At 43.2% G+C, this 22,753-nt stretch carries 19 protein-coding genes; all 19 read right to left on the reverse strand.

The features are described 5' to 3' along the window. Positions 1–48 precede the first annotated feature (48 nt). The 19 genes from BQ7344_RS02155 to rnc all read right to left on the reverse strand — a co-directional run bounded on the left by BQ7344_RS02155 (position 49) and on the right by rnc (position 22,744). Positions 49–1,299, reverse strand: a complete 1,251-nt coding sequence (locus BQ7344_RS02155) for a 6-phosphofructokinase (protein WP_072521232.1) — start codon at positions 1,297–1,299, stop codon at positions 49–51. Positions 1,300–2,083: 784 nt separating this feature from the next. Next, positions 2,084–3,478: a glycine--tRNA ligase gene (locus tag BQ7344_RS02160; RefSeq protein WP_072521233.1), complete on the reverse strand. Its 1,395-nt coding sequence runs from the start codon at positions 3,476–3,478 to the stop codon at positions 2,084–2,086. An 87-nt stretch (positions 3,479–3,565) separates the two neighbouring features. Next, entirely contained in the window at positions 3,566–4,318 is a 753-nt protein-coding gene (gene recO, locus BQ7344_RS02165; protein ID WP_072521234.1) for a DNA repair protein RecO, read from the reverse strand. Between the two features lie 31 nt (positions 4,319–4,349). Beyond that, positions 4,350–5,258 (reverse strand): GTPase Era, encoded by a 909-nt coding sequence (gene era, locus BQ7344_RS02170; RefSeq protein ID WP_015542596.1) that lies wholly within the window; start codon positions 5,256–5,258, stop codon positions 4,350–4,352. 28 nt (positions 5,259–5,286) lie between these two features. Further along, on the reverse strand, positions 5,287–8,211 hold the full coding sequence (locus BQ7344_RS02175; RefSeq protein ID WP_072521235.1) for an insulinase family protein: 2,925 nt from the start codon (positions 8,209–8,211) through the stop codon (positions 5,287–5,289). A gap of 50 nt (positions 8,212–8,261) precedes the next feature. Beyond that, complete coding sequence (locus BQ7344_RS02180; protein ID WP_072521236.1) at positions 8,262–8,843, reverse strand: DUF6553 family protein; 582 nt, start codon at positions 8,841–8,843, stop codon at positions 8,262–8,264. 116 nt (positions 8,844–8,959) lie between these two features. Continuing rightward, the gene (gene queA / locus BQ7344_RS02185) at positions 8,960–9,985 is read right to left on the reverse strand and encodes a tRNA preQ1(34) S-adenosylmethionine ribosyltransferase-isomerase QueA (RefSeq protein WP_072521237.1); all 1,026 of its coding nucleotides are present in this window, start codon (positions 9,983–9,985) and stop codon (positions 8,960–8,962) included. Positions 9,986–9,996: 11 nt separating this feature from the next. After that, entirely contained in the window at positions 9,997–10,761 is a 765-nt protein-coding gene (gene trmD, locus BQ7344_RS02190; protein ID WP_072521238.1) for a tRNA (guanosine(37)-N1)-methyltransferase TrmD, read from the reverse strand. Further along, positions 10,762–11,268, reverse strand: coding sequence for a ribosome maturation factor RimM (gene rimM / locus BQ7344_RS02195; protein ID WP_072521239.1), 507 nt, complete (start codon positions 11,266–11,268; stop codon positions 10,762–10,764). It abuts the gene before it with no gap. Between the two features lie 50 nt (positions 11,269–11,318). After that, entirely contained in the window at positions 11,319–11,549 is a 231-nt protein-coding gene (locus tag BQ7344_RS02200) for a KH domain-containing protein (protein ID WP_015542590.1), read from the reverse strand. A gap of 75 nt (positions 11,550–11,624) precedes the next feature. Further along, positions 11,625–11,870 carry a 30S ribosomal protein S16 gene (gene rpsP, locus BQ7344_RS02205; RefSeq protein ID WP_015542589.1) on the reverse strand — a complete coding sequence of 82 codons (246 nt, stop codon included), beginning with the start codon at positions 11,868–11,870 and terminating at the stop codon, positions 11,625–11,627. Positions 11,871–11,915: 45 nt separating this feature from the next. Further along, complete coding sequence (gene ffh / locus BQ7344_RS02210) at positions 11,916–13,262, reverse strand: signal recognition particle protein (RefSeq protein ID WP_072521240.1); 1,347 nt, start codon at positions 13,260–13,262, stop codon at positions 11,916–11,918. 3 nt (positions 13,263–13,265) lie between these two features. After that, on the reverse strand, positions 13,266–13,589 hold the full coding sequence (ylxM, locus tag BQ7344_RS02215) for a YlxM family DNA-binding protein (RefSeq protein WP_015542587.1): 324 nt from the start codon (positions 13,587–13,589) through the stop codon (positions 13,266–13,268). A 79-nt stretch (positions 13,590–13,668) separates the two neighbouring features. After that, a complete protein-coding gene (locus tag BQ7344_RS02220) occupies positions 13,669–14,286 on the reverse strand; it encodes a metallophosphoesterase family protein (protein WP_072521241.1) in 618 nt (205 codons plus the stop codon). An 8-nt stretch (positions 14,287–14,294) separates the two neighbouring features. Then, a complete protein-coding gene (locus tag BQ7344_RS02225) occupies positions 14,295–16,226 on the reverse strand; it encodes a BMP family ABC transporter substrate-binding protein (protein WP_072521242.1) in 1,932 nt (643 codons plus the stop codon). A gap of 39 nt (positions 16,227–16,265) precedes the next feature. Continuing rightward, complete coding sequence (gene ilvA, locus BQ7344_RS02230; protein ID WP_072521243.1) at positions 16,266–17,477, reverse strand: threonine ammonia-lyase; 1,212 nt, start codon at positions 17,475–17,477, stop codon at positions 16,266–16,268. A gap of 27 nt (positions 17,478–17,504) precedes the next feature. Further along, positions 17,505–18,458, reverse strand: coding sequence for a signal recognition particle-docking protein FtsY (ftsY, locus tag BQ7344_RS02235; protein WP_178705574.1), 954 nt, complete (start codon positions 18,456–18,458; stop codon positions 17,505–17,507). Positions 18,459–18,482: 24 nt separating this feature from the next. Further along, positions 18,483–22,043 (reverse strand): chromosome segregation protein SMC, encoded by a 3,561-nt coding sequence (gene smc / locus BQ7344_RS02240; protein ID WP_072521245.1) that lies wholly within the window; start codon positions 22,041–22,043, stop codon positions 18,483–18,485. Positions 22,044–22,072: 29 nt separating this feature from the next. After that, complete coding sequence (rnc, locus tag BQ7344_RS02245; protein ID WP_072521246.1) at positions 22,073–22,744, reverse strand: ribonuclease III; 672 nt, start codon at positions 22,742–22,744, stop codon at positions 22,073–22,075. Positions 22,745–22,753: the final 9 nt, after the last annotated feature.

A 22,753-nucleotide genomic window follows, 5' to 3' on the forward strand; every position in this document is an offset into this window, starting at 1 on the left:
AAGTTTTTAGCATGATGCAAAAACTTTCCCCATTTGTACGCTGTATTATCAGCGTCTCTTCTTCAGATTAAGTACAAGATGTCTCGGAAGACCATTTACCATAATCGGCTGATAATCTCCCTGAATGAGCGGACTGATATAATCTACAAAGTCTTTTGTAACATAGGTGGCATCTTTATTCATCCAGCTGCGCGGTACGACTTTTTCTTCGTTTGCAATGCGGTGCACATCATAAATACCTGTCGTGGCCATATATGGATCATCAGATACACGGTCAATAACAATCATCTTACCGGTATCTCCTTCATCTGCAGCTTTGACCGCAGCACCGCCAACCATAAATGCCTCATCAATGTCTACTCGGGATGCCATGTGAGAAGCGCTTCTCTGTAAAGTAGAGAGTTCTACTGCTCTCGTCTTGCATCCGCATTCTGCTGCAAGGAAGTTTGCCAGATATGTTGCGGTTCCGGCAAGCTGTTTATGACCGAAGGCATCTACGTAATCACCCGAGCTTCCGAGTTCGCATATATACCGACCGTCAGCAAGGCGGATTCCCTCTGAAACAGCAATAACCACGGAAGATTTTTTCTTAATGAGATCTTTGACTTTGGTAAGAAACTTATCAATATCAAACGGAACCTCCGGAAGATAAATAAGATCTGGTCCGTCACAATCTTCTGTGCGGGCAAGTGCTGTTGCTCCGGTAAGCCATCCTGCATTGCGTCCCATAATTTCCATAATCGTGATCATGCTCTTTTTGTAGGTAAGTCCCTGTGCATCACGGATGACCTCTTTTGTTGATGCGCCGATATATTTAGCTGCACTTCCGAATCCAGGAGTATGGTCAGTCAGTGCAAGGTCATTGTCAATAGTCTTTGGAACACCCAGGAATTTCTGTGTCTGTCCAGTCAGAATCGCATAATCAGAGAGTTTTTTGATCGTATCCATGGAATCATTGCCGCCGATATAGATAAAGGCATCAATATCCAGACGGTTCAGAATGTCAAAGATCTTTTCATAGATGGATTTGTCTTCGTGAATCTCCGGAAGTTTGAAACGGCAGGAACCGAGGAATGCAGATGGTGTCCGTTTCAGTAATTCAATGTCAAGTTCAGAATGAATCTGGGTAGAAAGATCAATGTATTGTTCGTCCAGAAGTCCCTGAATACCATGGAGCATACCGTATACTTTATCAAAGCCACGTTCGATGGCGTTTTTGTATACGCCTGCAAGGCTGGAGTTGATTACGGATGTCGGACCACCGGACTGTCCTACGATGATATTACGTTTTTTTGCCATACTGTTCTCTCCTTTGCGTCGCATATAATGTATAATTTTAACAAGTATTATATAAATAGTCAAGTTTATTTGTGCAGTATGTATTATTTGCAAAATAAAGATAAGTGTATATAAGAAGAAAATGCCTATACAGGGGCACGGACGCAGTATGTATTCTTGTGATTATGCTCATGTGAGAGACTTCTAATATACTAACCAGCCAGAAGATATACTAAAAACGCCCGGCAAAACAGCATAACTCGCTTACGCTCAGACAATGCTGTTTTTTCGGGCAACATATATTTCTGGCTGTTAAGTATATTCACGAAGTATCTCAGGCTCGCAGAATCACAAGAATATAACTGCTGGCCGTGATATTATGAAGCAATTTTTTTATATACATTTACTTTTACGGTAATTTCAACACTACTCTCCTGCATAAACAGTTTCTTGACGGGGAGAGATTGGCGGCGGGCGGAGCCGCCGCGATCCAGATGCCCGCGCCTGCCCGGCGCAGCATATCTTCGCAGAAAAGCTTTACCCCTTCTAAGTACATATAAAGAAAACGTAAAACACCCACCGATCTGATATCTGAATACAAGCGCTCTGCAGGAAACCAGCCAGTTCTTAGATGTGCATGAATCGTATTATATACAAAAATCATACTGTCTGAGCGAAGCGAGTTTATGATTTTTGTATATGCATTTAACGATGAAATTCACATCTTAGAACTGACGGTTTCCGAAGCCTGTTTGTATTTCAGATACCAGTTCCGGTGGGTGATATTTGTTTAATCTTTATTTACTTAGAATGTAAACTTATCAGCGAAATATGCATCAAGTTCATCAATCTTAATACGTACCTGCTCCATGGTATCACGGTCACGTACAGTAACAGCTCCATCATTTTCAGACTCAAAGTCATAAGTAACGCAGAACGGTGTACCGATCTCATCCTGTCTTCTGTAACGTTTACCGATGTTTCCACGGTCATCGTATTCGCAGTTGTATTTCTTGCTGAGCTGCTGATAAATCTTCTCTGCACCTTCATTCAGCTTTTTGGAAAGCGGAAGGATACCGATCTTAACAGGTGCAAGTACCGGGTGGAAATGAAGTACAGTACGTACATCATTCTTCTCAGCGTCAAGCACTTCCTCATCGTATGCACTGCAGAGGAATGCAAGCACCATACGGTCAGCACCGAGTGACGGCTCGATAACATATGGAATGTATTTCTGTTTCTTCTCGTCATCGAAGTATGTCAGATCCTGTCCGGATACATTCTGATGCTGTGTCAGGTCATAATCTGTTCTGTCGGCAATACCCCACAGTTCGCCCCATCCAAACGGGAAGAGGAATTCTACGTCTGTAGTAGCTTTGCTGTAGAAGCTCAGTTCTTCTTTGTCATGGTCACGATAACGAACCTCATCTTCTTTAAGGCCAAGGGAACTCAGCCAGTCAAGGCAGAACTTCTTCCAGTATGCAAACCACTCGAGGTCTGTATCCGGTTCACAGAAGAATTCAAGTTCCATCTGCTCGAACTCACGTGTACGGAATGTAAAGTTACCCGGTGTGATCTCGTTACGGAAAGATTTACCGATCTGGCCGATACCGAACGGGATTTTTTTACGGGATGTTCTCTGTACGTTCTTAAAGTTGACAAAGATACCCTGTGCTGTTTCAGGTCTTAAATAAACTGTATTTTTGGCATCTTCTGTTACACCCTGGAATGTCTTGAACATCAGGTTGAACTGACGGATGTCTGTGAAATTGTGCTTGCCGCAGGATGGACACGCTACTTCGTGTTCTTTGATGAAGTCCATCATTTTTTCCTGAGACCATGCATCTACACTGCCTTCAATCTCGATGTCATGATCTGCACAGAAATCTTCGATCAGTTTGTCCGCGCGGAAACGCTCGTGGCATTCTTTACAGTCCATCAGAGGATCGGAAAATCCGCCAAGATGACCGGAAGCAACCCAAGTCTGTGGGTTCATCAGGATCGCACAGTCAACGCCGACATTGTACGGAGATTCCTGAATAAATTTCTGCCACCATGCACGTTTTACATTATTTTTTAATTCTACACCGAGATTACCGTAATCCCAGGTATTTGCCAGACCACCGTAAATTTCAGAGCCCGGATAGACGAATCCTCTGGCTTTTGCCAGAGCAACGATTTTCTCCATTGTTTTTTCCATGATAGTTCTCCTCTTTGTTTTATTCGTTGCGTTTTCTCAACATTATACCGCATTTAAAATATATTTCAACTTTTTTATTGGATTTACTTACTTCATGACTTCAAGAATCTGAAGACTTTTGAATTTTCTGTCTGTATTTCGTGCTGTATACAGATGGATGATCTGTTCGAGCTCCAGAAGCACTTCCGGTTCTACACGGAAAGAATAAAGCCGCCCCATCGGCGCTGTAGCTATGTAACGCATGGCATATAAGGCGGATGGCGAGATACGTCTTGCATCTCTCTTTCCCAGAGCACAGGATATGCAGAGAATTCCATGCATATCCTGCGAAAAGAAGCAGTCTTCGCCGTCCGAAATCTCTTTTTCGCAGCCGGTGCACTGAAAAAGCTGTGGGCAAAGTCCCTGCTCGACCATCGTACGCAGCTCATAGATACAGCGTATCAGCCGGTTATCCAGCTGCTGGTTCATCAGTGCTTTTACTGTCACATAGAGAAGATTCATCATCTCTTTTTCGTCGGTTCCTTCTCTTCCGAAATAATCCGCCAGCTCCAGAAAATAATATCCATAATAGACTCCCGGCTGCATTGTCGCCAGTTCTACAAAATGATGGGTAACTGATACCTGATTCAGATTGTAGCTTGTCCGCCCCTCATATAATGTAAAATTACCAAATACAAAAGGATCCGCAGCCGCCATGAACGGACTGTTCAGACGTCTGGCCCCTTTTGCAAAGGCGGAAATCTTGCCGCGCTCTCTGGTCAGAAGTACAATACGTTTATCATATTCGCCTACAGGCATTGCCGAGATTACGACACCCTGTACGGTAATAAGATCACTCATCTTTCAGATTCCCTTTTTCAGATTAATCTTTTTAAATTTCTTTCTTGTCATAACCGAAGTTTTTGATCATAAAGTCGCTGTCGCGCCAGTCTTTTTTGACTTTTACCCAGAGTTTCAGGTTGACTTTTGCATCCAGCATACGCTCCAACTCATAACGTGCATTGCTGCCGATCTTTTTCAGCATGGCACCCTGTTTGCCAATGATAATACCTTTATGAGAATCACGTTCACAGATGATGGTCGCGTCAATATCAACCAGACGGTTTTTGCCCGGACGTTCTTTCATTCGGTCAATGGCAACGGCGATTCCGTGAGGAATCTCAGCATCAAGTGCATGCAGTGCTTTTTCACGGATAATTTCCGCGGCGATCTGTCTCTGCGGCTGGTCTGTCACAGTGTCCTCATCATAAAACATCGGACCGTACGGCAGATATTTCAGAATACTCGGAATGATATCTTCGGTATTCTGGTTACGAAGTGCAGAGCACGGAATGATCTCATCAAAATCATAAAGCTTGCGATAAGTATCGATTGCCTTCAGAATTTCATCTTTGTCTACGGTATCTACTTTGTTGATTACCAGAATGACCGGAATATGAAGTCCCTGTAACTGCTCTGCAATATGACGTTCTCCTGCCCCTATAAAAGTTGTCGGCTCTACCAGCCACAGGATAACATCAACGTCTTTTAAGGTACGTTCGGCAACCTGTACCATATATTCACCGAGTTTGTTTTTGGCCTTGTGAATACCCGGTGTATCCAGAAAGACGATCTGACCGTCATCGCAGGTATAAACTGTCTGGATACGGTTACGGGTTGTCTGTGGTTTCTTCGAAGTAATTGCGATCTTCTGTCCGATCAGATGATTCATCAGTGTGGATTTTCCGACATTCGGTCGTCCGATGATTGCAGTAAAACCTGATTTAAAATTTTCTTTCATTTAACAGCTCCTGTAAATTCTCTTTTGTTCAACCATTGATCAGTGGAAGTACAGTATCAAACAGTTCTTTTTCTTTATTGATTGCCGGCTCACTTCCCACGACACAGATTGCATCATTTGAAAGTACTGCTTCAATCAGTGGAGCAAGTGCCTGCATGGATACGGAATCTGCATTCAGGATCTCGTCTCTTTCTTTTTGTGCCATTTCTTCTGTAACACCGCAGAACCATGCATTTTTGGAAATTGCTCCCTGCATCTTCGGAGTACGCGGAACATCTTTGCCGCTGATGGTTCCGATGATATATTTGGTCATTTCTCGTTCATCTGCATTAAAGTTACGTACATATTCCGGAATGCCTTTAAATACATCCAGTGTACGTTTCAGGTGCGGATCACGATAGGATACGAAGAAACTTTCCCCACTGCGTTTAAAGCCGCTCATGCATCCATATGCACCGCCTTTGACACGGATATTTGTCCAGAGATAATCATAGCTCAATGCAACTTTTAAAATATTCAGAGCACCGGAGTATGCAAAACCTTTTTTACGGAAGTTTCCTGTCTGGGCAACATACTGCACCTGACCGGAAGTTGTAAAGGCTTCGTTTTTCTTTTCGCATGTAATGCTCTGTTCGCCGATTTCCACAGCTTCCTGATGAAGTGTCTGACGAAGGGCTTTTACCTGCTTCCGGACATCACTGAGAGATTCTCTCTCTCCGGTATAACTGATGCACAGATATTCCGGACGAAGAAGCTCTCTCATAAGTTCTGTAAGTTCAGCAACCAGAGTTTCTTTTCGTTCTTCAAATTCCCGATCCAGTGTTTCAATAAACTGATAATACGCAATTCCTGCCATCGCATCCTGAAATGCCGCCATCGGAGAAGTATAGGATGCAGCACGAAGAACTGCGGTCGAATGTCCGGCACTTACAAGAGACGACTGGGCTCTTGATTTTACCTGTGAAATAATCTCATGAAGTCTTCTGGTATCTTCAAGGCTGGAAGTATTGAGAATTTCACGGATCATTTTAAAGAGTACATCTGTCTTTGGATACATGGTCTTTCCGCGTACAGAGAAAAATGCCCGAAACTCATCAATCGATTCTGCATGATCAAAAACTTCTACTCCGCACATGATACCACCAGTCTCTGCATTGATCTCATTTGTGAGTTCGCCGTAAGTATAATGCGCAGTATCGACATACCCCAGAACGGACTTGAGAAGTCCGAGATACGGAACTTTCTCTGCCGGAAGATCCTTCACATCAAACATCAGATCAAGATAGCCGATACCGTTAGTAGGTACTTCATGATAAAGGAACAGACTTCCGTCAATATCCAACGCTTCATTTGTAAATGGAGTGATCTCTTTGCGGATGTCTTCTCTTTTCAGCATAGGAATGCATTTTGCAGTTTCCGGATCTTCCGGAGTTTCCTGATATCGTTCAAGCTCGACAGTCTTCTGAACCATCTCTGCCTTTTCTTCATCATTAAGTGATGCAAGATGTGCAGCAAGTTTCTCTTCGAGGGCCTTTGCCCTACGGGCAGTCAGACCTCTTGACGGGTTCAGTGTCAGGATCGAGCCGTGTGTATTATCAAGCAGATATTTCTGAATCAGTCCTTCAAAATATCGCTGATTTTTTAATTCTTTCAGTTTGTCAAACACAGGAATCAGCTGCACCTGTGCAAATGGATGCTCATCATCATAGAGCCAGTTGTCCAGAATATCCAGTCCGTAGATCAGTCCCTTCGGGTAGGAAGAGAAATCTGCTTCTCTGTAACGAAATTCCATGCAGTTGATGCCAGCCTCAAGTGCCTTCGGATCAATACCGTTCTGAACGATTTCTGTCAGAACACGGCGAATAATGGAAACGAACTCTTCTTTGCGTGACGGATCTGCACCTTTTGCAATGACATCGAAGTATGTCTGACGAATACCGTCTTCATAAGAACCATACACATCAGATCCGATCTCTGCATCCAGAAGCGCTTTCTTAAGAGGTGCGCCAGGTGCTCCAAGCAGTGCATAATCCAGCACATCAAATGCAGTACATTCGAGACTGTTCATTGCATTTCCTGTGACAACACTGTATGCAAGATAAGAATTGTTTTCTTCACTCTCGCTCTCGGCAACAGGGTATTCCATGACAAGATCATGCATTTTATCAAATGGTTTCTGCTCCTGAATTTCGGAATCAACATGTAAACTGTCAAATACAGAAAGATATTTTTTGTCAATGAAATCAAGTTTTTCTGTCATATCCATATTTCCATACAGATAAATAAAACTGTTGGACGGATGATAATAAGTTCTGTGAAAATCAAGGAACTCTTCGTAGGAAAGATCCGGGATATTTTCCGGGTCTCCGCCTGATTCACAGCCATACGTAATATCAGGGAAAAGAGAATTCATGATATCTCTTTCCAGAACATCATCCGGTGAAGAAAATGCACCCTTCATTTCGTTATATACAACGCCATTGTAAGTCAGCGGACCTTCCGTGTTTTCAAGATGATAATTCCATCCTTCCTGACGGAAAATTTCTTCTTTTTTGTAAATATTCGGATAAAATACCGCATCCAGATAGACATGCATCAGATTCTGAAAATCCTGATCATTGCAGCTTGCTACAGGATAACAGGTCTTGTCCGGATAAGTCATTGCATTTAAGAACGTATTCAGTGAGCCTTTTACAAGCTCTACAAAAGGATCTTTCAGCGGAAAGTCCTTCGATCCACACAAAACACTGTGTTCGAGAATGTGAGCCACACCGGTGCTGTTTTTGGGCGGGGTGCGGAATGCAATGTTGAAGACTTTGTTTTCATCATCGTTTTCGATTGCCATAACTCTGGCACCTGTTTTGATATGTCGAAACAGATAACCGGTTGAACGGATATCGTTCAGCTTTTCTTTTTTAACTAATTTATATGCCGTTAAACTGTCTAAATTCATTATTGCCTCCGATTTACATAGTACATATAGTATTTCTTAACAGAGCGTATTTATTCCGGGAATCCGCTCTCTTCCGGATATTCCTGCCCATAAACTTCATGAGCGGCTTTTGTGACAAGTGCCAGCTCTTCTTCCAGATTAAGATCCTTTGGAAGACGGATGGCTGTCTCATAAATGTCTCTCTTCATTTTGGCTTCGGAACTTTCTTTTTTGATAGTGATAAGCCCACAAAGAATACTGTTGTAGTTTTTGTCCTGCGCACAAAGAGTCATGTAAAATTTCACGAGATGCTTGCACTCTCTGTAAAGAAGCTCTTCGTGAAGCGGACTTTTGGCACGAATTTCGCGAAATTTGACATCATCGAGTTCTTTCAGGATTTCCTTCTGTGCTTTTCCCGGACCAAATATTTTGTGACCGGCATTGCGGTTAAACTCAAGAGCCATCCAGAATTTCAGATAACCGTCAGCAATGCCGCCATCATTTGTGGTATTTTTGTACCGTGCCTCATAGATTTCACGGCGGATTTCATTTGCTTCCTGATCCTCTCCGGATGCAATGGCCTGATCCAGAAGTTGTTTACGTTTTTTCGGTTCGGTCTCTCTATAATACTGTGCGATAATTGGTGTATCCATATGTCCTTCTCCTTTGATGGTATATTCTTTTGATCAGATTTCAGATATAAAAAAACCCTTTTTCTCCTCAATATGCCTATTATAGCAAATTGAAGTAAAAAAGGGTAGTCCTGTTTTTAGAGGATCAGCATGGCATCCCCAAAGGAGAAAAAGCGGTAACGTTCTTTTACTGCTTCTTCGTAAGCTGCCATGATATATTCTTTTCCTGCAAGTGCAGAAACCAACATAAGCAGTGTAGATTCCGGAAGATGGAAATTTGTAATCAGTCCATCGATCATTTTAAACTTGTAACCCGGATAAATAAAAATTTCTGTCCATCCACTTCCAGCATGGAGAATACCATTTTCATCAGTTGCGGATTCCAGTGTACGGCAGCTTGTCGTTCCTACGGAAATTACTCTTCCGCTGTTCTTTTTGGTATCGTTGATCAGTTTGGCCTGGTCTTCTTCTACCATATAAAATTCAGAATGCATATGATGACTTTCTACATCGTCAACTTTTACCGGACGAAAAGTACCAAGACCGACATGCAAAGTTACATGCGCAATCTTTACTCCTTTTTCTTCGACCTGCTTCATCAATTCTTTCGTAAAATGAAGACCGGCTGTCGGAGCTGCCGCAGAACCGTCATTCTTTGCATAAACAGTCTGGTAACGGTTTTTGTCTTTTAATTTATGTGTGATATACGGAGGAAGCGGCATTTCACCGAGCTGGTCGAGAATTTCTTCAAAAATCCCATCATAATGAAACTGGATCAGACGGTTTCCCTCATCGACAATATCGATAATCTCTCCTGTCAGGATTCCATCACCAAATGTAATCTTTGCTCCCGGGCGTGCTTTCTTTCCTGGTTTTACAAGACATTCCCAGATATCATTTTCTTTGCGTTTCAGAAGAAGGATCTCAATAAGTGCTCCTGTTTCTTCTTTATGTCCGTACAATCTGGCCGGAATGACTCTTGTATCATTAATTACCAGACAGTCTCCTTCTTTAAGATAGTCGAGAATGTCCGTAAAATGTCTATGTTCAAAAGATCCGTCTTCCATTGAAAGATGAAGAAGTCTGGAAGAACTTCTGTCCTCCAGCGGATCCTGTGCAATCAGTTCTTTCGGCAGATCATAATAAAAATCTGATGTTTTCATAAACTGCTCCTTTATTCCTTTGAAGCCTCATTTTCTGCGGCTTTCCACTCTTTTTTCCATTGACGTACCTGACTCCATTCTTTGTTTGTCAGGTCTGCTTTTTTAAGAAGATCCGGTCGTCTCTTTGCTGTTCGCATGACCGACTGCTCACGTCTCCATGCCTCGATATTGGCGTGATGTCCGGAAAGAAGCACCGGAGGAACCTTCTGCCCATGCCATTCTTCCGGACGGCTGTACTGCGGGTATTCGAGAAGATTACCGGCAAAAGACTCTGTCTCACCGGATTCCTGATTGCTCAGAACCCCGGGCACCATTCGGGAAATGGAATCCATCATAACCATTGCCGGAAGCTCGCCTCCGGTCAGTACATAATCACCGATCGATACATAGTCAGTAACGATTTCATCCAGTACACGCTCATCAATACCCTCATAATGGCCGCAAAGAAATACCAAATCCCTTTCTTGGGCAAGCTCTTTCGCCATCTCCTGATGAAAGACTTTTCCCTGAGGGGTCAGATAAACGACTCTTGGACGATAACCGATTTTTTCTTTGATAGCTTCATATGAAAGATAGACCGGCTCTGCCTGCATCAGCATTCCGGCCCCGCCTCCATATGGATAATCATCTACTTTCTGGTGCTTGTTAAAAGCATAATCACGGATATTTACAGCATTTATAGAAAGATAACCGCCTGCAATCGCACGCCCGATGATACTCGTATGCATCCCCTGCTCGATCATCTCCGGAAAAAGTGTTAAAATGTGAAAATTCATTTATAAAAGCCCCTTCATCAAATGTACTGTCATGGTATTTTTCTCAAGATCTACATCAAGAATACATTCTTTGATCGCCGGAAGAAGAACTTCTCCATGCTCATTTGAGTCAATGATATAAACATCATTTGCTCCTGTCTCCATGACATCGCGAAGCGTTCCGAATTCTGTTCCGTCTTCGAGGACAACTTTCAATCCCTGAAGATCAGCAATATAGTATTCATCCTCGCCCAGCTCCTGTGCTTCTTCTCGCGGTATCCAGAGATCTTTTCCTTTGTATTTTTCGATGTCATTAATGTTGTCAATGCCATCGAATTTTAAAATGACAAGGTTCTTAAAAAAACGGACATTTTTGATGTCCAGTCTGCGAAGTTCCCTGCCGGTGTCCAGAAGTACATATTCCAGCTCAAGAAAACGTTCCGCGTCATCTGTTGTAGGAAAAACTTTGATTTCGCCGCGAACTCCGTGAGTTGTGGTGATCACGCCGACTTTTAATAAATCTTCCATAAAAAACTCCCTTTAAAAAAGGAGCTATGTCTCCACAGCTCCGATCCTTTTTATTGCAGAATGTCTACAATTACTTTTTTGCTGCTCTTTGAAGAAGCCGCTTTTACTACAGTACGGATTGCCTTGGCAATACGTCCCTGTCTTCCGATGACCTTTCCCATGTCGGAAGGTCCTACTTTCAGTTCGATGATAACTGCATCATCTTTTTCGTTTTCGGTGACAACCACCTCATCCGGATGTTCTACAAGAGACTTTGCAATTACTTCAACCAATTCTTTCATTACATACCTCCCTGTACTGTCTATGAAAGGACTTCACAGAAATACCTTCTAACATAATAGCTTCGGAAGTATTTCTTATTTCTCGATTCCTGCTTCTTTGAAGATCTTAGCAACAACGTCTGTAGGCTGAGCACCTGCAGCAAGCCATTTTTTAGCTTCTTCTTCGTTTACTTTGTAAGCACTTGGCTCGATGTTCGGATCATATGTTCCGATTTCAGCGATGCATTTTCCGTCACGTTTGCTGCGGGAATCTGCAACTACGATTCTATAAAAAGGTGCTTTCTTCTGTCCCATTCTTCTTAATCTGATTTTTACTGCCATTTTTGTTTTCCTCCATTATAATATCTTTGTTTGTATTTACATTTATTAAAAAGGAAGCTTGAAGCCGCCTCTTTTACCCATTTTACCGCCCATCATACCGGGCATCTGCTTCATAAGCTTTCGACTCTGTTCGAACTGCTTGACCAGACGGTTTACTTCTGTAATATCCACGCCTGCGCCTCTGGCAATTCTGTTTTTGCGGGAAGGATTCAGGATTCCCGGATTACTTCTTTCTTTAGGTGTCATGGAAAGAATGATCGCTTTCGTTCTGTCGAGTGCTTTTTCATCAATCATGCCTTCCAGATCTTTCATCTTACTGCCTACACCCGGAAGCATATTTAAAACACTGCCGATACCTCCCATTTTATTCATCTGTTCCATACTGGTGAGGTAATCGTTGAAGTCAAACTCCATCTTTTTAAGCTTTTTCTGCATCTCAGCTGCCTGATCCTGATCAAGAGCTGCCTCAGCCTTCTCAATAAGGCTCATTACATCTCCCATGCCGAGGATTCGGGATGCCATTCGTTCCGGATAGAACTGTTCGAGATCGGAAAGCTTCTCTCCCATACCGACATAAAGAATCGGTTTTCCTGTAACTGCTTTAATGGAAAGCGCCGCACCGCCACGGGTATCACCATCCATCTTGGTAAGGATGACTCCGTCAATGCCAACCTTTTCAGCAAAAGTCTTTGCAACATTTACTGCATCCTGACCTGTCATTGCATCCACTGTCAGAAGTGTACAGTCTACATTGACATTTGCCTTGATATCTGCAAGTTCCTGCATCATGTTTTCATCCACATGAAGACGTCCTGCGGTATCAATAAGTACTACATTCTGCTGATTTGCTTTTGCGTGCTCGATGGCTGCTTTCGCAATATCAACCGGGTTTTGTTTATCACCCATGGAAAAGACTTCTACTCCCTGCTTCTCTCCATTGACCTGAAGCTGTGTGATCGCAGCCGGACGATAAACGTCACAGGCAACCAGAAGCGGTCTTCTGCCTTTGGATTTTAATTTACCTGCAAGTTTGGCAACGGTCGTTGTCTTACCGGCGCCCTGCAGACCAGCCATCATAATAACAGTGATTTCGTTTCCCTGCTTCAGCGGAAGCTCGGTTGTCTCACTTCCCATCAGACTTACAAGTTCTTCGTTTACAATCTTGATTACCATCTGACCGGGATTCAGACCGTTCATAACGTCCTGTCCTACCGCACGTTCCTGAACCGCCTTCGTAAACTGCTTAACAACCTTGAAGTTGACATCCGCTTCCAGAAGAGCCATCTTTACTTCTTTTAAAGCAACTTTAACATCCTCTTCTGTAAGACGTCCCTTACCGCGGAGCTTTTTGAAAACATTTTGTAATTTATCTGTCAAGCTTTCAAATGCCATACTTTATAACTCCTCTAATATCTCACTGGAGATTTCTGAAATATCACTGGCACCGTACCCTGAGGCAAGCTTTTGAATTTTCTGTACCTGCCTGCGGATATTTACAAATTTCTCAACCAGATGAAGTCTTGCTTCATAATCTTCCAGCGTATGATTACATCGTTTGATCATATCATGTACGCCCTGCCGACTGATTCCGAGATCTTCAGCCACTTCGCTTAAGGAGTAATCTTCCAGAACTACGCTTTCATATACCTGCTGCTGCCGTTCTGTAAGCAGTTCTCCATAAAAATCGTATAACAATGTCTGTTCAACAAACTTTTCCATTTGTAACCACCTTGGCTATCATACATGATTTATATTTGTGTGTCAAGTATTTTTTCTTGACATCGAATTTTTTTATTTTTTATAAAGTGTCTGCCGGATTTTCCGCTTCAAACTCAAATACACAGCGGTCATATGCATTAATCACATGTGTATCCATATATTTGTCATATCGTTTGTGCTGTCTTCCGTAAGACATATGCACATGTCCATGAAGGAAGTATTTCGGATGATACTTTTCGATCAGGCTACGAAAAATTTTAAAGCCCTGATGAGGAAGATCTCTGGCATCATTCAGCTGATAAGCCGGCGCATGCGTGACAAGAATATCAAATCCCCTTCTCCAGAGTATCTTCGGAAGAAGTTTGAATACTCTGTGCCGCATCTGCCACTCCGTATACTGATATTGCCCGGGCTTATATCTCATGGAACCGCCGAGTCCCATGATGCGGACACCCTCATGAACATAAATTTTATCGTCAATGCAGATGCATCCGTCCGGTGGGATCCGTTCATATTTGTCATCATGATTTCCATGTACATACAGAACGGGAGCCGAAGTAAACGTTGCAAGAAAGGAAAGATACCTCGGATCCAGATCCCCGCAGGAAATGATCAGGTCAATTCCCTCAAGCTTGCTCTTTTCGAAATAATCCCACAGATATTTTGATTCTTCATCTGCTATGGCAAGTATTTTCATAAAACTGCTTATCCCTTCTGTTTCTCCACACCAGATTGTTCCGTAACCGGTTGTGCCTGCTCAGTCAGTTCCCATGATGCCGGAATCGCACCGACAACATTATCCGCCAGCCAGTTCATGGTCATGATCTCTTCCGGTGAAAGAATTTTGTTCGGATCTGACTGTATCATACCATCCTGTGAATACAGAATCCCCGAAAACGGATGATATTCGCCCGTCGCAATCGCATGTTTTAACATAGAAAGCAGTTTCTGTGTACCAATCGGAAGTTTCTGTGAATAGATCACATCAATTACTTCTGCAGAAAGTCCCCACCAGTAATTGATTGCTTTAGTCTCATCTTTGTTGTCATCATATTTCCATGTACCATCCATGATCGTGCGGATCAGCTGCTCATAAAATTTGCCCCAGTGCCAGAGCGGCATTGCCAGATTGTGCGGTCCCTCTTCTGTCAGATGATACAGCCCGAAATAGCGGGATGCATCTTCCGGAATAACCATATCTTTACCAGAAACAACGGTAACACCCTTTTTCTGAACATTTTCCATGGCAAGCCTGATATCTACATCTTTTAATGTAGACCATTCCAGATAAACCCTTGCACGGGGATTTATCATCTTTGCCCCCAGTGCGAATGCATTGATATTCGCAATGGTACCGAAAATCGGATAATCTGCAATGTATGCAAGCTGTCCGTTTTCGGACATTGCTCCGGCAACAGCTCCCATAAGAAACTTGGCTTCATACATACGTGCATAATAAGTACGGATATAACGGTGTGACGTATTCAGCGAACAGTTCAGAATTTTTACATTTGGATGGTCGATAGCCGCCTGCACACTTGCTTTTACAAACTCCGGTGTAGTTGTAAAAATAATGTTGCAGTCCTTTCGGATGGCTTCGTAAATTGCTTTTTCTGCAAGATCCTGTGTAAGATTTTCATAGCATTCTGTTGTGACTTCTTCCGGGAAAGTCTGTTCCAGATGCAGTCTTCCAAGTTCATGCGCGTAGGTCCACGCAGAAGTAGCCGGTGTCTTTGCATACAAAAATGCAATCTTCAGCTTCGGCGTACTTGCCGGAAGCAACCGATCCAGCAGAGATTTCTTTTCGGTTCTGGACGGATCCATCTTGAGATCAATTTTCTGATTGTGTTCCAGAAGTTTGAATTCTTCCCAGGTTTTTGCAACCAGTTCTTTCATTTCATTGGTAGTTTTCTGATCAATCACTTCATAATTATAAATTGTCAGGAATGCAAGAAATGCATCTCCGGTCGTGATAGACAGTTTCTTTCCGCCAAGTGCTTCATATTCTATTGAAAAACGCGAATAAACAGAGCTGAACAGCAACCGGTCATCATCTGTCCAGACATCTTTTGGCCCCTTGCCGAATGCAGCCTGAAGTCTAACAAAACTTCCAGGTTTCGTAAACCAGATATAATTGATCTGGGTAACTGCATAGAAATCCACAAACTCATAGTAAAGTTTATTTTCTTTCTGGTCTGTCCGCGGAGGAAGGATTCTGGTCACATATCCGGGCACAGATACCGCATCAAAATATTTCAGGACGCTGACACGTTTGTTGCCTTCCTGTACATAAAATTTATTCATGTATTCGTAAGCTTTGATCGGTTCACGAATTCCTTTATCAATATGACTCTGGCTTAAGGTTGCCCATTTGTATGCAAATTCTGTGTTTTCTCTTAAGATCGGCATAAAATTGCCGGCAAAAGCATTGCTCCTGCCATCACTTTTTGTTCCGACTATCTGATCGATTGGTATCTGTACAAGTCCGAGTGGAACTTCAGAATAAGATCCCTTCGGAGGCAGGATATCATCAAGAACCTGAAGTGTCGGTAATTCCCCCCGCATCATTCTTGCCTGATAATCCTTTTTGCCGAGTTTATAAGCTTTCTGATAATCTTCCATTGTAAATGATGCCATACTCATTCACCTCTGTCTGAATTCTGAATAACGGGATACTTACAGGCTTGCGCGGATTACTTTCGGTCTGCATCCTGCATCTTCTAATGCCTGTACAATTTTTTTCTTATGTTCTGTACCGTATGCTTCCATCGTTACTTTCAGCTCCACAGCCGCATAACGGTTAGTACTGATAAACTGGTTGTGATCAAGTTTGATGACATTACCCTGATTTTCCGCAATAATAGATGCCACACGCACCAGTTCACCCGGTTTGTCCGGAATCAATACGGAAACGGTAAAGATACGGTCTCTCTGAATCAGTCCATGCTGTACCACTGAGGACATTGTGATCACATCCATGTTACCGCCACTTAAGATAGATACCACCTTTTTACCGGTGAAGTTCAGATGACGGAGTGCTGCAACTGTCAGAAGGCCGGAGTTTTCTACGATCATCTTATGATTTTCTACCATATCAAGGAATGCAACAATCAGTTCATCATCATCAATGGTGATCACATCATCCAGATTTTCCTGCAGATACGGGAAGATATGCTCTCCCGGTGTCTGTACAGCGGTACCATCTGCAATCGTATTTACATGTGGAAGTGTCACGACCTCACCTTTTTCAAGCGATGCTTTCATACATGCAGCTCCGGATGGCTCCACACCGATAACTTTGATATGTGGATTGAGGAGTTTTGCAAGTGTGGAAACACCTGTTGCAAGACCGCCTCCGCCGATTGGAACAAGAATGTAATCTACAAGAGGAAGCTCCTGTACAATTTCCATTGCAATTGTACCCTGGCCTGTTGCAACGGCAGGATCATCAAACGGATGGATAAAGGTATATCCCTCTTTTTCTGCAAGCTCCAGTGCATAGGCACAAGCTTCATCATAAACGTCACCTTTCAGAATAACTTCAGCACCGTAACTCTTTGTACGTTCTACTTTGATAAGTGGTGTGGTGGTCGGCATAACGATCACGGCTTTTGCTCCGAATTTGTGTGCCGCATAAGCCACACCCTGTGCATGGTTTCCTGCTGATGCTGCGATCAGACCTTTTGCACGCTCTTCCTCTGTCAGGGTACTGATCTTGTAATATGCCCCACGTACTTTGTATGCACCGGTACGCTGCATGTTTTCTGGCTTCAGATATACTTTGTTTCCGGTGAGATCTGAAAAATAGCTGCTTTTGATCAGCTTGGTTTCCTGAGTTACTTTTTTTACAATTTCTGATGCCTCTTCAAAGCTCTCTAATGTAAGCATTTTTGCTCCTCCTGTAATTTCCTCGGTCTACTCTTCTGTGTGTAATTCGTTCTGGTCAATATCAAACAGTGCATTTACGAATGCATCAGCATCAAATTTCTGCAGATCGTCGATCGTTTCTCCAACTCCAATATATTTTACCGGAATATCCAGCTCGGACTGGATTGCAACTGCAATTCCGCCTTTGGCTGTCCCGTCCAGTTTTGTAAGAATAATACCATTTACATTTGCAACTTCTGCAAACTGTTTTGCCTGTGCAAGCGCATTCTGACCTGTCGTTCCATCCAGAACAACAAGTGTTTCAAGATAAGCTTCCGGATATTCTCTCTCAAGAATACGGTAGATTTTGCGAAGTTCCTCCATCAGGTTTTTCTTGTTGTGGAGACGTCCTGCTGTATCACATATCAGTACATCCGCATTACGTGCTTTGGCTGCCGCCACTGCGTCATAGACGATGGATGCCGGATCAGCACCTTCCTGACCGCCGATCAGGTCTACTCCTGCACGCGATGCCCACTGTGCAAGCTGTTCTCCTGCTGCTGCACGGAATGTATCTGCTGCTGCAAGGATAACTTTCTTACCCTGGTCTTTGAGTTTACCGGCGAGTTTACCGACGGAAGTGGTTTTTCCGACTCCGTTTACGCCGATCACAAGAATTACGGATTTGCGGTTTTCAAACTCATATTCTGTACTGTCAACCCGCATCTGCTCTTTGATACTGTTGATCAGAAGCTGCTTGCATTCCATCGGGTTTTTGATATGCTGGGCGGATACCTGTTCTTTCAGATGCTCAATGATGGATGAAGTGGCATTGATTCCGATATCACCCATGATGAGGATTTCTTCCAGTTCTTCGTAAAAATCCTCATCAATGCTGGAATATCCGCTAAAAATGGAATCAAAGCCAGCCACGATATTGTCACGCGTTTTGGTCAGTCCACTGACCAGCCGCTTAAAAAAGCCTTTCTTTTCTTCTGACATACTCATGCCTCCTTATTTATGAATTTATTTTGTCAGCTGATTTTCTACCAGATCTACCGATACAAGGGTAGAAACACCTTTTTCCTGCATGGTGATACCATACAGACGGTCCGCAGCATTCATCGTGCCACGTCTGTGTGTAATAATAATAAACTGCGTATTTTTTGTTAATTTCTGAAGATAAGATGCAAAACGTCCGACGTTGGAATCATCCAGCGCTGCCTCAATCTCGTCAAGAAGACAGAACGGTGATGGTTTCAGGTTCTGGATTGCAAAAAGAAGGGCAATTGCCGTCAGTGCTTTTTCTCCACCGGAAAGCTGCATCATATTCTGAAGTTTCTTTCCGGGAGGCTGTGAAATGATCCGGATTCCTGCTTCAAGAATATCCTCATCCTCTGCAAGCTCCAGTGTTCCCTTTCCGCCACCGAACAATTCTTTAAAGGCCTTGTCAAATTCCCTCTGAATATCACGGAATTTTTCAGTAAACTGTTTGCGCATTCCCTCGTCCAGCTCCTGAATGATTCCTTCCAGTGTTTCTTCTGCTTTGACAATATCTTCGTACTGCGCGGATAAAAATGTATGACGTTCAAGAAGATTTTTGTAATCTTCGATTGCGTTGACATTGACGGAACCCAGCTTACGGATTTCATCCTTGATACGAAGAACATCTTTTTTGATCGTCTGCCGGTCTGTCAGCTCCTCTTTTCGGTACTGAAGGGCATTGTTCGGTGTGATTTCATATTCTTCCCACATATAGGAAATCTGGGATTCCCGCTGCTCTTCAATTTTTTCTGCCTGACTGCGCAGACGGAAACACTCTTTATCAAGCAACGATGTCTTTTCAGAGAGATGATCCCTCTTTTCGAAAAAAGACTTGTGGCTGGTACTGCGTTTTTCCTTTTCTTCCTGCCATTCGATACGTCTGGCATCCAGAACCTCTTCCTTACCTGTACATTCGGTAACAGCTTTTTTGAGTTCTTCAATACCGTCCTCTTTTTTATGTATTTCTTCGGCACTTCTGGAAAGATTTTCAGTGATTTCTTCGGACTCCCTGTGGTATGCTTCAATCTCATTTTCCAGACGGCTGATATTTTCCTGAAGGAAATGGTTCTGCTGCTCCAGAGATGATTCTTCCAGACGGATCTTTTCAAGTACATGATTTTTCTCTGTCTCTTCTGCCTTCCATTCCTCTAATTCTTTTTGCTTTGTCTCGATGAAAACTTCAAGTTCTTTTTCATCTTTCTGGGAATCTTCCAGTTCACGGGCGATGCTGCTGTGATCCTGACGGATCTCGCCTGCCTGCTGTCGCAATTCCTCCTGTTCGCGTTCGATCCGGCGGTAACTGCTCTGAATTTCATCTTCTTTTTCCTGAATCTGGGCAAGATTCATCTTTGCGGTATTCTGCTCGACATACTTCTGTTGCAGCTGCTGCTGGAAATCAGCAATGGTATCTCGAAGTACATTACGTCTGCTGCGATTTTCACCGATCGCACGCTGCGTCTCTTCAAGTTCTTTCTTGAGGATTCCGACGCTTCTCTCCAGTTCTTCAATCTCACGTCGTCTTCCGAGCAGATTACTGTTATTTTTGAACGCACCACCTGTCATGGAACCGCCCGGGCTTAAAGATTCACCCTCGATTGTAACCATACGGAGACTGTGACGGTATTTTTTACCAATAGCAATCGCATGGTCAATATTATCTACGACCAGCACACGACCAAGAAGATACATAACGAGTTCGCTGTACTCAGCATCTGCTTCTACAAGCGTATTTGCTGTTCCGACAACACCCGGTTCACGCAGGACATCTTTCTGCGCAAGGCCACCACGTCCACTGATATTGGAAAGCGGAAGGAAAGTTGCCCTTCCGTAGCGGTTCTTCTTCAAAAAGCTGATCATACGCTTCGCAGTCTGTTCATTATCTGTAACAATATTCTGGATACTGCCACCAAGTGCTGTCTCGATAGCAACTTCATAATCTTTCTGTACATGAATAATATCGGCAACTACGCCCCGGATACCCGGTTCACGGCTTTTTTGCTCCATAACGCGACGGATACTGTTACCGTAACCATCATACCTCTCTGTAATGTTGCGGAGAGATTCCAGACGGGATGCCTCCCTGTGATATGCAGTTTGTCCGATTTCCATCTGAGAATTCTGTTTCTTTAATTTTTCCTGAATCTGATGGATTTCTTCATCGAGACGTACACATTCTGCATTTGTTGACTGAATTACATTGGTCACCGCATCATATTGTTTCTGCGCTTTCTCACGGTCACTTTCCAGAATTGCTTCTTCACTCTTCAAACGAAGGATACGCTGACTGACTTCTGCCTTACGGATATCAAGCTGTTCCATCATGGCATCAAATCGCTGTGCTTTACCTTTGGTTGTCGCACGGCTGTTGAGAATCTCAATGATCTCATTTTTGCCGTCTTCCACTGCCTGTGTACATTCATCTACATTGGAGACAATATTTTCGAGAGATTCTGTCTCTTTTTTCAGATTGTCTCTGGTTTCTTTTAATCTATTGTAAAGAGCTGCCCTTTCTTCGGTCAGCTTTTCTTTTTCTTCGCTTCGCTTCTGAAGATCGTCTTTTAACACTGTCAGACGTGATCTGAAATGTTCACTGTTTTGTCTGCCGGATGATATCTGTTCTTCAAGGACTTTGACCTGCCCCTCATACTGCTGTTTGAGAAGTGCATTTTCCTGCTGTTCCTCTTTCAGCGCATCCAGCTTTGTATTCAGCTCTTCCAGTTCCTGTTCCAGGCGCTCATACTCTGCCTTTGTCTGTTCGTATGCCGACTGCGCCTCGTCAAGTTCCTGCTGTGCCTGCGAAAGCTTTGTTTCCAGCTCATTCAGAAGTTCGCCTGTACGCTGGTGATCCAGAAGGAAAAGGTTGATATCCAGTTCTTTCAGTTCGTCTCTTTTTGCAAGATAAATTCTGGCTGTTTCGGACTGACGTTCCAGAGGTCCGAGCTGTTTGGTCAGCTCACTTAAAATATCTGTCACACGCACAAGATTCTGTCTTTCTTCATCCAATTTCTTGAGTGTGGTTATTTTTCTTCGTTTAAATTTGACGATTCCGGCAGCCTCGTCAAAAAGCTCCCGTCGTTCTTCCGGCTTACCACTCAGGATCTTGTCAATCTGTCCCTGTCCGATAATAGAATAACCTTCTTTACCGATACCGGTATCATAAAACATCTCCTGAATGTCTTTCAGACGGCAGCCGCTTCCATTGATCAGATATTCGCTTTCACCGGAACGGTAAAGTCTTCTGGCAACAGTCACCTCGTTATAGTCTACCGGAAGTTTGTGATCGCTGTTATCCAGTGTGATTGAAACAGATGCAAAGCTTAAAGGCTTTCTGTTTTCTGTACCGGAAAATATGACATCCTGCATATTTCCGCCTCGAAGCTGCTTGGCGCTCTGTTCACCGAGTACCCATCGTACTGCATCACCGACATTACTCTTGCCACTGCCGTTCGGTCCGACGATTCCGGTGATTCCGTTGTGAAATTCAAAGTTGATTTTCTGAGCAAAGGATTTGAAGCCATATACTTCAATATTCTTTAAATACATATCTCACCTGCCCGTTTAATTTGTGGCTGTCAGAATTTCTTTTCCTGAATCGCCTGATAGGCAGCTGCCTGTTCTGCTGCCTTTTTAGTGTGACCCGTGCCATTTCCCACAACCTGACCGTTAACCTGAACGACTACAGTAAAGCATTTATCATGATCCGGTCCCTCTTCACCTGTAAGTACATATTCAATCGGCTGAAGTCCCTTTTCCTGTACAAGCTCCTGAAGAATCGTTTTGCTGTCATAAAAAAGCTGTTTATGTTCAATATCATTCAGAATAAAATTCAGAACAAATTTTTTCGCATTGGAAAAACCACCGTCCAGGTAGATTGCGCCAAGAAGCGCCTCTGTCGCATCGGAAACGATAGAATCACGGTTACGTCCTCCTGTCATGTTTTCTCCCTTACCGAGAAGCAGAAATTCCGGAAGACCAAATTCTCTTGCGCAATATGCCAGGCTTGGTTCACACACAAGACTTGCACGTTTTTTTGTCAGCTCACCTTCCGGGATCTGCGGAAATTTTTTGTAAAGAAAATCACTGCTGATCAGTTCAAGTACAGCATCTCCAAGAAACTCCAGACGTTCATTACATCCAAGTTTTCCGAGTTTTTTTTCATTTGCATAAGAACTGTGTGTCAGCGCCTGTCTCAGCAGTTTTTTGTTCTGAAATGTATATCCTATAATCTGTTCCAACTGTTCCATTTTATTGTC

This window comes from Blautia sp. Marseille-P3087, from assembly GCF_900120195.1.
GTDB lineage: Bacteria > Bacillota > Clostridia > Lachnospirales > Lachnospiraceae > Blautia_A.

Bases quoted from the DNA above. Each gene is read 5' to 3' on its own strand.
- BQ7344_RS02180 (WP_072521236.1), bottom strand. From the start codon at position 8,843: ATGGATACACCAATTATCGCACAGTATTATAGAGAGACCGAACCGAAA.
- BQ7344_RS02200 (WP_015542590.1), bottom strand. From the start codon at position 11,549: ATGAAAGAATTGGTTGAAGTAATTGCAAAGTCTCTTGTAGAACATCCG.
- BQ7344_RS02225 (WP_072521242.1), bottom strand. From the start codon at position 16,226: ATGGCATCATTTACAATGGAAGATTATCAGAAAGCTTATAAACTCGGC.
- ffh (WP_072521240.1), bottom strand. From the start codon at position 13,262: ATGGCATTTGAAAGCTTGACAGATAAATTACAAAATGTTTTCAAAAAG.
- BQ7344_RS02220 (WP_072521241.1), bottom strand. From the start codon at position 14,286: ATGAAAATACTTGCCATAGCAGATGAAGAATCAAAATATCTGTGGGAT.
- era (WP_015542596.1), bottom strand. From the start codon at position 5,258: ATGAAAGAAAATTTTAAATCAGGTTTTACTGCAATCATCGGACGACCG.
- rnc (WP_072521246.1), bottom strand. From the start codon at position 22,744: ATGGAACAGTTGGAACAGATTATAGGATATACATTTCAGAACAAAAAA.
- ilvA (WP_072521243.1), bottom strand. From the start codon at position 17,477: ATGCTTACATTAGAGAGCTTTGAAGAGGCATCAGAAATTGTAAAAAAA.
- BQ7344_RS02160 (WP_072521233.1), bottom strand. From the start codon at position 3,478: ATGGAAAAAACAATGGAGAAAATCGTTGCTCTGGCAAAAGCCAGAGGA.
- queA (WP_072521237.1), bottom strand. From the start codon at position 9,985: ATGAAAACATCAGATTTTTATTATGATCTGCCGAAAGAACTGATTGCA.
- trmD (WP_072521238.1), bottom strand. From the start codon at position 10,761: ATGAATTTTCACATTTTAACACTTTTTCCGGAGATGATCGAGCAGGGG.
- BQ7344_RS02175 (WP_072521235.1), bottom strand. From the start codon at position 8,211: ATGAATTTAGACAGTTTAACGGCATATAAATTAGTTAAAAAAGAAAAG.
- rpsP (WP_015542589.1), bottom strand. From the start codon at position 11,870: ATGGCAGTAAAAATCAGATTAAGAAGAATGGGACAGAAGAAAGCACCT.
- rimM (WP_072521239.1), bottom strand. From the start codon at position 11,268: ATGGAAGATTTATTAAAAGTCGGCGTGATCACCACAACTCACGGAGTT.
- BQ7344_RS02155 (WP_072521232.1), bottom strand. From the start codon at position 1,299: ATGGCAAAAAAACGTAATATCATCGTAGGACAGTCCGGTGGTCCGACA.
- ylxM (WP_015542587.1), bottom strand. From the start codon at position 13,589: ATGGAAAAGTTTGTTGAACAGACATTGTTATACGATTTTTATGGAGAA.
- ftsY (WP_178705574.1), bottom strand. From the start codon at position 18,458: ATGTCAGAAGAAAAGAAAGGCTTTTTTAAGCGGCTGGTCAGTGGACTG.
- recO (WP_072521234.1), bottom strand. From the start codon at position 4,318: ATGAGTGATCTTATTACCGTACAGGGTGTCGTAATCTCGGCAATGCCT.
- smc (WP_072521245.1), bottom strand. From the start codon at position 22,043: ATGTATTTAAAGAATATTGAAGTATATGGCTTCAAATCCTTTGCTCAG.